9 protein-coding genes are annotated in these 8,496 nt (G+C 70.2%); 6 read left to right on the top strand and 3 right to left on the bottom strand.

Features of this window, described 5'->3' with window-relative positions:
• From G3I40_RS25780 to G3I40_RS25765, 4 genes are all read left to right on the top strand, one after another.
• The coding region (locus G3I40_RS25780; protein WP_164304507.1) for an FUSC family protein at positions 1-1,259 on the top strand (1,259 nt) is incomplete at its 5' end.
• 50 nt (positions 1,260-1,309) lie between these two features.
• Positions 1,310-2,134 carry an SAM-dependent methyltransferase gene (locus G3I40_RS25775; RefSeq protein WP_164304506.1) on the top strand — a complete coding sequence of 275 codons (825 nt, stop codon included), beginning with the start codon at positions 1,310-1,312 and terminating at the stop codon, positions 2,132-2,134.
• 187 nt (positions 2,135-2,321) lie between these two features.
• A complete protein-coding gene (locus G3I40_RS25770) occupies positions 2,322-2,933 on the top strand; it encodes a sulfite oxidase-like oxidoreductase (protein WP_164304505.1) in 612 nt (203 codons plus the stop codon).
• On the top strand, positions 2,926-3,666 hold the full coding sequence (locus G3I40_RS25765) for a ferredoxin reductase (RefSeq protein WP_164304504.1): 741 nt from the start codon (positions 2,926-2,928) through the stop codon (positions 3,664-3,666). Before G3I40_RS25770 ends, G3I40_RS25765 begins: the two co-directional genes overlap by 8 nt.
• A 9-nt stretch (positions 3,667-3,675) precedes the next feature.
• Here the strand turns inward: G3I40_RS25765 and G3I40_RS25760 are convergent, their stop codons facing one another.
• Entirely contained in the window at positions 3,676-5,007 is a 1,332-nt protein-coding gene (locus G3I40_RS25760; protein WP_164304503.1) for a S28 family serine protease, read from the bottom strand.
• Between the two features lie 149 nt (positions 5,008-5,156).
• Complete coding sequence (locus tag G3I40_RS25755) at positions 5,157-5,654, bottom strand: peptidylprolyl isomerase (protein WP_164304502.1); 498 nt, start codon at positions 5,652-5,654, stop codon at positions 5,157-5,159.
• A 299-nt stretch (positions 5,655-5,953) separates the two neighbouring features.
• Here G3I40_RS25755 and G3I40_RS25750 point away from each other — a divergent pair, with 299 nt between their 5' ends.
• Positions 5,954-6,232 carry a zinc-ribbon domain-containing protein gene (locus G3I40_RS25750; protein ID WP_164304501.1) on the top strand — a complete coding sequence of 93 codons (279 nt, stop codon included), beginning with the start codon at positions 5,954-5,956 and terminating at the stop codon, positions 6,230-6,232.
• Here the strand turns inward: G3I40_RS25750 and G3I40_RS25745 are convergent.
• Positions 6,229-7,437 carry a Gfo/Idh/MocA family oxidoreductase gene (locus G3I40_RS25745; RefSeq protein ID WP_343245019.1) on the bottom strand — a complete coding sequence of 403 codons (1,209 nt, stop codon included), beginning with the start codon at positions 7,435-7,437 and terminating at the stop codon, positions 6,229-6,231. The two genes, G3I40_RS25750 and G3I40_RS25745, sit on opposite strands and share 4 nt — an antisense overlap.
• 382 nt (positions 7,438-7,819) lie before the next feature.
• Between G3I40_RS25745 and G3I40_RS25740 the strand changes: the two genes are divergently transcribed.
• Positions 7,820-8,011 carry a hypothetical protein gene (locus G3I40_RS25740; protein WP_164304499.1) on the top strand — a complete coding sequence of 64 codons (192 nt, stop codon included), beginning with the start codon at positions 7,820-7,822 and terminating at the stop codon, positions 8,009-8,011.
• Positions 8,012-8,496 lie beyond the last annotated feature (485 nt).

The following is an 8,496-nucleotide window of genomic DNA, read 5'->3' as shown; positions in this document are numbered from 1 at the left end:
TGCTCGGCTACCGCGACGAGGAACGCATCCCGCCGGGCGCCACGCTCGCCGGGCAGGACGTGTTCCGCGCCATCGGCGAGGCGGCCCGCGCCGTCATGGGCCTGCGCCTCGCGCTCGACGGGCCGCAGGACGAGTCCGACGACTCCCCCGCCACGACGCGTTCGCGCGAGGAGTTCGACGCGGAGGACATCTCCCTCACCGCCGAGAAGGAAGCAGCCGCACCGGAGGAGCCCGACGGGCTGCGGCGGCCCACCACCCGCGCCGCGTTCCAGGTCGCCGTCGGCTCGGCGCTCGCCATCGTCGGCGGCGAGTTCCTGTCCAGTCAGCGCTGGTACTGGGCGGTGCTGACCTGCTGGGTCGTCTTCCTCAACACGGCGTCCACGGGCGAGATCGTCGTCAAGGGCTACCGGCGCCTGCTCGGCACGGTCCTGGGGGTCGTCGCCGGTGTGGCGCTCGCCGGGGCGGTGGGCCACCACACCTGGCTCGCGTTCGTCCTGGTCCTGCTGTGCGTGTTCGCGATGTTCTTCACCGCCCCGCTGTCGTACGCGCTGATGTCGTTCTTCGTGACGGCGATGCTCGGCCTGCTGTACACGCTCCTGAACACCTACAGCCTCGACGTGCTGGTGCTGCGCATCGAGGAGACGGCGCTCGGCGCCGCCTGCGGCATCATCGCCGCCGTACTGGTACTGCCGGTGCGCACCGACAGCCGCACCGACGAACTCCTCGCGACGGTCCTGGAGCGGCTCGGCGACGTCGTCGCGGGCGCGGTGGAGCAGCTCAGCGGCGGCCCCGCGGCCGATCTGCTGGACAAGGCGAGGGACCTGGACACCGCCCTGGACGACCTACGCGCCTCCACACAGCCGTTGACGCACCCGATCACGCCGCTGCGCGGGCGCCGGCAGACCGCCCGCTACCTCGTGGCACTCCTGGAGACGTCGGCCTATCACGCCCGTTCCCTCGCGGCGACCGCCGAACTCGTGCCGTACAGCAAGCGGGTGGGGGCCGATCCCCGTCTGGGCCGGGCCGCGCGGCGCATCGCCCACAACATCGACGTCCTCGTCGCGCACGTGAACGAGACGGACACGAGCGGCAGTGTCGAATCCGGCGCGAGCATCGCGGCGATGCTGGAGACCGACGGCCTGGGCGTCCCGGCCGCGAACACCGTGACCTTCCGCGTGCTGCGCCATCTGCAGCGTCTCGACGAGGGCATCACGGGTCTGGCCAGGCCGCTGGACGTCCCCGTAGGGCCGCGCAAGTAGCGCGAGTTGATGATTGACTGGTCCAACACCCGTGCTTTAGGAGGCACTTCATGTCGGACCAGGGTTCCGGATACGCCGCCGCGTCAGAGATCCGCAACCGCATCGACACCACGACGCCCCACTCGGCGCGCTTTTGGAACTACTTCGTGGGTGGCAAGGACAACTACGAGGTGGACCGCGAGATAGGCGACCAGATCAAGGAGATATTCCCCGGCCTCGTCGACGTGGCGGTCACCAGCCGCCACTTCCTCGGCCGCGTGGTGCGCCATCTCGTGGTGGAGCAGGGCGTACGGCAGTTCCTCGACATCGGCACCGGCCTGCCCACCGCCGACAACACGCACGACGTGGCCCAGCGCTTCGCCCCCGACGCGCGCATCGTGTACGTCGACAACGACCCCCTGGTCCTCACGCACGCCCGCGCCCTGCTGACCAGCACGCCGGAGGGCAGGACGGCGTACCTGGACTCCGACCTGACCGACCCGGACGCGATCCTCGAAGCGGCCACGGCGACGCTCGACCTGTCGCAGCCCGTCGCCCTGATGATCCTCAACACGCTGGGGCACTTCCCCGACCAGGAGCGGACGCGGTCGCTGGTGGCGCGGCTCATGTCCGGTCTGCCGTCCGGGAGCTACCTCACCATCTGTGACGGCACGGCGACGAGCGAGGGCATGATCGCCGCGTCGGAGGCCTACAACAAGAGCGGAGCGGTCCCCTACCACGTGCGCTCCGTCGCCGAGATCGAGGGACTCTTCGGCGATCTGGAACTGCTGGAACCCGGCATCGTGCGGGTCACCGACTGGCGCCCCGGGGCCGACGACGCACCGTTCGAGGGGCCTGCCGTGGACGCGTACGGCGGGGTCGGCCGCAAGGCCTAGCCGACGGGCCGCAGACGGTCGCGGGCGCCGGCTCCCCGCAGGACGGGACGACTCCCCCGGCGCCTGCCGCACCCCCGCTCACCTGGGATTTGCGGGACATCGGCGTCGATGGCAGGGTGCTGGTGCGCGCTCACGCGCCCACGACGCCCGACGAGGGCGCCGTCCTCGCCGAACTGGAGACGCCCGCATGCCCGGCCACGCCACCCGCGGCTTCGTCGGCCGTGCCCGCGTCCACAACCCGGGCCTGCCGCCGGGCCAGTACGACGCCCGCGACGACTGGCCCGTCCTGTCCGCCGAGGTGACGCCCGACCTCGCTCCGGCCGACTGGACGTTCCGGGTCGACGGTCTGGTCGCGCAGCCCCGCACCTGGACCTGGGACGAGGCGCAGGCGCTGCCCACGTCCTCGTACGAGGGCGACATCCACTGCGTGACGACCTGGTCGAAGTTCGGGGTGCGCTTCGGCGGCGTGTCGCTCGACGTGTTCCTCGACGCCGCCCGCCCGCACTCCTCGGCGACCCACGTGGTGGCGTACTCGCACACGGGCTACACCACGAATCTGCCGCTCGACGACGTGCGGGGCGGCAAGGCCTGGGTCGCCTTCACCTACGAGGACGAGCCGCTGCCGTCCGCCCACGGCGGCCCCGCCCGCCTGTTGGTGCCGCACCTGTATTTCTGGAAGAGCGCGAAGTGGCTCGCGGGCCTGCGGCTGCTCGACCACGACGAGCCCGGCTTCTGGGAGCAGAACGGGTACCACGGCCGGGGCAACCCCTGGGAAGAACAGCGCTACGCCGGTGACTGAGACCTTCACTCCCCCGACCGCCTTCGCCGTGCCCGGCCGGATCGCCGTGAGCGGCCAGGCCGCCGTCACCTGGCAGCGGGCCGTCCTCACCGACATCCGCCGCGAGACGCCGCTCGTGTCGACGTTCCGCTTCGCCGTCCCGGGCTGGCAGGGGCACCTCCCCGGTCAGCACCTGATGCTGCGGCTCACCGCGCAGGACGGCTACGTGGCGCAGCGCCACTACTCCCTCGCGTCGCCGCCCGACGACTCGGGGCACATCGAGCTGACCCTCGACCACGTCGAGGGCGGCGAGGTGTCCGGGTACCTGCACACGATCGCCCGGATCGGCGACGAGGTGGAGGTGCGCGGCCCGCTCAGCGGCTTCTTCGCCTGGCCGGGCGACCGTCCGGCGCTGCTGATCGGCGCGGGCTCGGGCGTCGTCCCCCTGATGTCGATGGTCCGCCACCACCGTCTGCTCCGACTCCCCGTCCCGCTACGCCTGTTCGTGTCCGCGCGCACCCGCGAGGATCTGATCTACGCCGACGAGTACCGGGACGAGACGACGCCGTTGCTCACCCGTGAGGGAGAGCAACGGCGCCTTGCCGCGGACCACTTGGCGCCGTGCTTCACGCACGGGGCGCCCGAGTGGGAGGCCTATGTGTGCGGCTCCAACGCCTTCGCCGAACACGCCTCCCGGCTCCTGGTCGACCTGGGGCAGCCCGTGGACCGCATCCGCATCGAGCGCTTCGGGTGACGCGCGTGGCTACTTGGCGGACGCCCACCGCTTGATGGTGGCCGTCGCCGCGTCCTTCTGGGCCGCCGGCAGCGCCGCGATGGTGGCGCCGTGGTTGGAGCCCGGCACGACGTACTTGTACGAGTCCCGCTTGCTCGGTGTGAACTGCTCGGCGCTCCACGGGTCGTTCTGCCCGTACACGAAGAGCATCCGCTCCGAGCGCGTGCGCACCCACTTGTCGACGCCCTTGACGACGGTGCCGTCGTAGGTGGTGCGCATGTCGGCGGGCAGCACCGAGTTCGGCTGGTAGATGTCCGGGTAGTGGCGCACGCCCTTGAGGTTCTTGAACGCCAGGTCGGCCCAGCCCAGTTGGGCTGCCGCCTGACGGTAGTAGGGGCCGGTGCTGTTGGCGCCGAGGGTGGAGTCCTCGTAGATGGACAGGCCGTGGTCCAGCGACCACTGGTAGAGGTCGTCGTCGGAGACCGTCTTCGCGTCGGGCACGGTCGGGCAGTCGTCGATCGTGCCCGACTGCCAGAAGTTCCAGACCTGGTCGAGGACGGCGAACTCGTAGGCTCGGTCGGTGGTGCCGAGGGTGTTCGTGAAGGTGTACCCGGCGTCCTTCGCGGTCTTCTCGAACTTCGGCAGGAGCGTGTCGCGCCGCACGAGCATCTCGCGCTGCACGGCGGCGAGCGCGTCGCGGCACTCCTTGGTGCCGACCGTCCTGAAGAAGCGGTCGTACGTGCTGTCGTCGTTGTTGTTCGCGTCGTTCGGGGCGACGTAGGCGACGACGCCGTCGTAGTCCTGCGGGTAGTAGCGGTAGTGGTACGTCGCCGTCATGCCGCCCTTGCTGCCGCCGGTCGCGAGCCACTTCGAGGACTTCTCGTACAGGGGCCGGACGGCCCGGACGACGGCGTGCTCGTCGGCGGCCTCCTGCGGGACGGTCATCTTCCGCCACGGGGTGGCGCCGGCCGGGACGGACGGGCCGAAGAAGCGGTGCTCGATGCTGAGCTGGTTCGCGTCGAGGAGCGTGGTGGGTTCACGGGTGGCCGAGGACAGTCCGTAGCCGCCGGTGTAGAAGACGACCGGCTTCGCGGTCGACTTGTGCCACAGCGTGAAGCGCTGCTGGAACGTGCCGAGGCGCGGTCTGTCGTGGTCGACCGGCTGCGTGATCGACAGCGCGTAGAGCGGGAAGCCCTCCTTGTCCGTGACGCCGGTGACGGTGACGCCGGGGAGCGCGCGCAACTGGTCCTCGAAGGACGCGGCGGCGGTGGTCGAGGCGGCGGCCGGGGCCGCGGTCGCGGCCAGGGCGCCGGCCGTGAGGGCGGCGGACAACAGCAGGGTGGGTATGGCGCGCAGGCGCACGGGGCCTCCCGGGTCGAGGAAACGGCGAGTTGGATCACTGCTCCGGTGACCGAGACCTTAACCCGAGCCGCCCGTCCGGGAGTTGGCATGACGGAAGCCGGGCCCCGTCTCGGTGACGGGGCCCGGCTTCCGTGCGAAGGCGCGAGGGGTCAGAGCTGGCCGGACTCGGCGATCGTGATCTTCGCGGAGGTGGCGCCGCTGCGGGAGCCGAGGGCCTCGATCTTCTTCACGAGCTCCATGGAGGACTCGTCGGCGACCTCGCCGAAGACGACGTGCTTGCCGTCGAGCCAGTCGGTGACGATGGTCGTGATGAAGAACTGCGAGCCGTTGGTGTTCGGGCCCGCGTTGGCCATGGAGAGCAGGCCGGGCTTGGTGTGCTTGAGCTGGAAGTTCTCGTCGGCGAACTTCTCGCCGTAGATGCTCTTGCCACCCGTGCCGTTGCCGGCGGTGAAGTCGCCGCCCTGGAGCATGAACTGCGGGATGACGCGGTGGAAGGACGAACCGGCGTAGCCGAAGCCGTTCTCGCCCGTGCACAGCGCGCGGAAGTTCTCCGCGGTCTTCGGGACGACGTCCTCGAAGAGGTTGAACGTGATCCGCCCGGCGGGCTCGTCGTTGATCGTGATGTCGAAGTAGGTCTTGATAGCCATGCGGCAATCCTTGCATCACGACCCCCGGAATGCCGATTCGGCCCGACAATGCGGCCGTGTCGGTACGGTACGTGACCGTTTCGATCCGGACCGTGTCCGTCCCGGGCGAGAGCCGGTCCTTCGCCTGAACTCCGTCGGTCGGCGCCCGCGGGCACGACGTACGTCTCGCGCCCCGGACCCGTGTGCCCCCGGCTCCGTCCGGCATACCGAACGGCTTGTGAGGGCGGCACGCACGCTGCCTACGATGGCGTCCTGGCCCCGGACTCTCGGCGGTGGCCATGGACCGGGAGGGACCAGGAATGATCATCTTCGGTACGCGGGGCTACGCGTTCCAGCTCGCGATACTCACGTTCGTGTGCGGCAACTGCGGGAATCCCGCGGCCCACACCCTGCGCAAGTACGTCACCAAGTTCACGCTGTTCTTCATCCCGCTGTTCCCGATCTCGACGAAGTTCCGCACGCAGTGCACGTTCTGCGGTGCGGAGCACCAGGTGCCCAGGGAGCAGGCGGAGGGCATGCTCGCGCAGGCCCCCGCGCCGCAGGGCGGTGCGGTGCATCAGCAGCACCACCAGGGCTAGGCGGCGTCGCCGACGTCGGGTACGGGCAGGCGTTCGCCGTCGCGCAGTGCTGACGCGTGCGCGGCGATGCCGGGCAGGGTGTAGCGGGCGGCCACCCAGGCGTTGACGGGCGGGTGGGTGCCGGTGGCCACGGCGGTGACGAAGTCGTCGACGAGGAAGTGGTGGCTGCCCTCGTGACCGTTCGGCATGTGGTCGAAGACGCGGGGCAGCCGGGCGCGGTCGTGCACGGGCGCCGAGCCGGAGGTGAACGCGGCGCGCAGTGCGGGCGCGATGTCGCTGAGGGACGGGTCGTCGGGCGCCAGTGTCGGCCTGGGCCGCAGGAGCTCGGAGATGTCCGTGACCCCCTTCTTGTCCTGCCAGAAGCTGACCGTGGCCAGCTGCTCCATGCTGGCGTCCGTGCCGAAGAACCGGAAGCGGGACTCCCTGATGTGGGACGGGTAGCCGACCCTGCGGAACTCGTTGGTGCGGAAGGACCCGCCGCCCGCCACTTCGAACAGCGCGGTCGCGTTCGACAGGTCGTTGCCGAACTGGCTGACGCCCTTGTCGAAGACTCCGTCGCCGCGTTCGTCGGGCACCCCGATCGCGGAGACGCTCACCGCATGGGTGTCCCAAGCGCCGAGGACGCCGCCGACGGAGTGGGTGGGGTAGAGCAGCGGCGGGTAGCTGGCGGTGGCCTTCCAGTCGGCGCCGCCGCTGTACCGGTACGCCTCGTAGAACCCGAGGTCCATGTCGTGGACGTAGTCGCCCTCGGCGTAGAAGAGCCGGCCGAAGGCACCGTCGGCGATCTGGTTGCGGGCGTGCACGGTCGCCGGGTTGTACTGGCTCGTCTCGCCCATCATGTACGTCAGCCCGGTCTCCCGGACGGCGTCGATGATCGCGCCGATCTCCTCCTCGGTGACCGCCATCGGCACCGCCGAGTACACGTGCTTGCCCGCGCGCAGGGCCTGCAGGACGAGCGGGCCGTGGGTCCAGCGCTGCGTGAAGATCGCGACTGCGTCGACGTCCGGTGCCGCCAGCATCGCGTCGTACGTGGCGAAGCCACCGGTCAGCCGCTTGGCGGCGATGAGCTTCTCGGCCCGCTCGGGGATCAGGTCGGTGGCGTACATCGCGCCGACGCCCGGATGCGCGCGGAACAGCTTCGCGAACTGGCCGGCGAACTGCCCCGCGCCGACGATGCCGAGGGACAGGGAGGACGAGCCGGTCACGGCGGCCCCTTTCAGGAAGCGGCGGATACCCCCGAAGACCATTGGGCCGGGAGTGTCCGACCGTCAAGAGGGCGGGACGACCCGCACGTTCCCCTCGACTCCCCTGACGGGCCTCGGCTTTGCCGGACACGGAACGATCCCGCGGTTCTACGTGCCCAGAGAAGAAGGACGGCCCCGTCGCTTCACAGGGGGGAGAGGAAGCGACGGGGCCACACGCTCGAGCGCCCGGGGGGGTGGGGCTGCTTGAGCTGTCTCCTTCTGCTGGTTCCCGGGATCGCCCAGAGCATGCACAACAACTTCCGGATTTCTTTTGCCGCCCGCACGCAGGAGGCATCAAGGGCGCAGAAGTCTCAACGGGCAGTTCAATGACACAGTAGAAGGCATGAAGTTTCTTCTTGAGGTCGACATGGGCGAGACCGCCTTCGACGGCAACGCGGCCGGCGAGCTGGGCCGCATCCTGCGGTACTGGGGAGGCAATCTCCATCACTTCCCGCTGACACCCGGTGACGGCTCTGTGATCTACGACTGCCAGTACAAGGAGGCCGGGCACTGGCGGATCACCGAAGCCGAATGACGATGGCTGAAAACATGCGCCCCGGGGGAAGTTGAGGCCACAGCAGCCCGCACGACGGGCACGCAGCCAAGGACCCCTACGTCCCGCAGGAGGTGTCCGAACTCCCCATATCCTGTGCCGCTGCGGCCCGTTGACGGCCTAGCACGCGGTGAGCGGGCAGCGGCGAGATCACGACGAAGTTCCCGGCGGGGCGGACTGCCCGGCTTATCCGGTCTGTTCGGCGCACGGCATGACTAGCATGAGCCCTCGCGGGTCCGGAAGATCGGCGTCCTCTTCGGCGACACCTGACCGGATCCGCAGCAGCCGACAGGACCGGTCGGCTCGTCACTTCCCGCACTCAAGGACCGAGGGACCCGCGGAATGTCAGTGCCTGCACCCCCCAGCCCGCACGTGACAGCGAGGGCGGGGCGCACCTCGCTCGGCGTGGCGCTCACCGTGCTCGTGGTGGCGGCGGCCGCCGCCGGCGCCTCGGCCGCACTCGCCCC

The organism is Streptomyces sp. SID14478 (assembly GCF_010548525.1).
Lineage (GTDB): Bacteria > Actinomycetota > Actinomycetes > Streptomycetales > Streptomycetaceae > Streptomyces.
Note: the sequence above shows the minus strand (reverse complement) of the source record. Positions and strands in the feature narration are given on the sequence as shown.